The organism is Cognatilysobacter lacus (genome assembly GCF_008274655.1).
In the GTDB taxonomy this organism is placed as follows: domain Bacteria; phylum Pseudomonadota; class Gammaproteobacteria; order Xanthomonadales; family Xanthomonadaceae; genus Cognatilysobacter; species Cognatilysobacter lacus.
In genome coordinates this window covers 1-771 of the sequence record NZ_VTRV01000288.1, presented here as the reverse complement: position 1 = coordinate 771, position 771 = coordinate 1, and the positions used below count along the sequence as shown (strand labels likewise).

Below are 771 nucleotides of genomic sequence, written 5' to 3'. Positions count from 1 at the left end.
AGAGCTGATTTCATGGGCGCTAACACCTGAGTTAAGCCGCGCCGCGAAGCGGCGTCGGCTTGGACGAATTGTTAGGCCCCGACCCGCGCTGGCCCAGCGGCTGCATGTTATCCGATGCCCCAGAACGCATCCGCGAGCGCTCGACATGCGCTGCAGAGGCGCGACTTGCTGGTGCGGCCCGCCAGAACCCCGATTCCCGCTAGCAGCGCTGCGAGGCTCACACCGGCAAATACCAGCAGCCCGATGTCATCCCGGAAGACGAGCCAGATAGCGAGGAACGCTGCGACCAAGGCAGCGAGGTTCGCGGCGCGTCTTGTTTGAGCTGCCATGCACTCTCCTTGCGGGGCCTAACACCTGAGTTAAGCCGCGCCGCGAAGCGGCGTCGGCTTGGACGAATTGTTAGGCGCCACGACCACGAGAGTATCCCCAGACTGCATCTCTAGTTCGTAGCGGCCGGACTGCGTTTCCTTGAGCTCTAGTACCGACACGGAAGGTCCCCAAGGCGCTCTGTTGGGAACAGCCAACTCTTCCACGTGCTCAAAGCGGACGTGGAACGGCTCCGGATGGGTAGGCGAGCCGCGGAACTCCAGGCAGCAGGTGCGGGTCGCCCAGTCCAGCCGCACGGAGAGCAGCGTTGCATCATGAAAACTGAAGGGCTGTTTTGTCACGTTCGTGGCGCCTAACACCTGAGTTCAGCCGCGCCGCGAAGCGGCGTCGGCTTGGACGAATTGTTAGGCCCCGGCCCTGGCGAGGTACTGCACGGGGAGGAGC

General features: G+C 63.6%; 1 protein-coding gene. It reads right to left on the bottom strand.

The features are described from left to right. Nucleotides 1–107: 107 nt before the first annotated feature. Nucleotides 108–329: a hypothetical protein gene (locus FW784_RS14125; RefSeq protein ID WP_149353951.1), complete on the bottom strand. Its 222-nt coding sequence runs from the start codon at nt 327–329 to the stop codon at nt 108–110. Nucleotides 330–771: the final 442 nt, after the last annotated feature.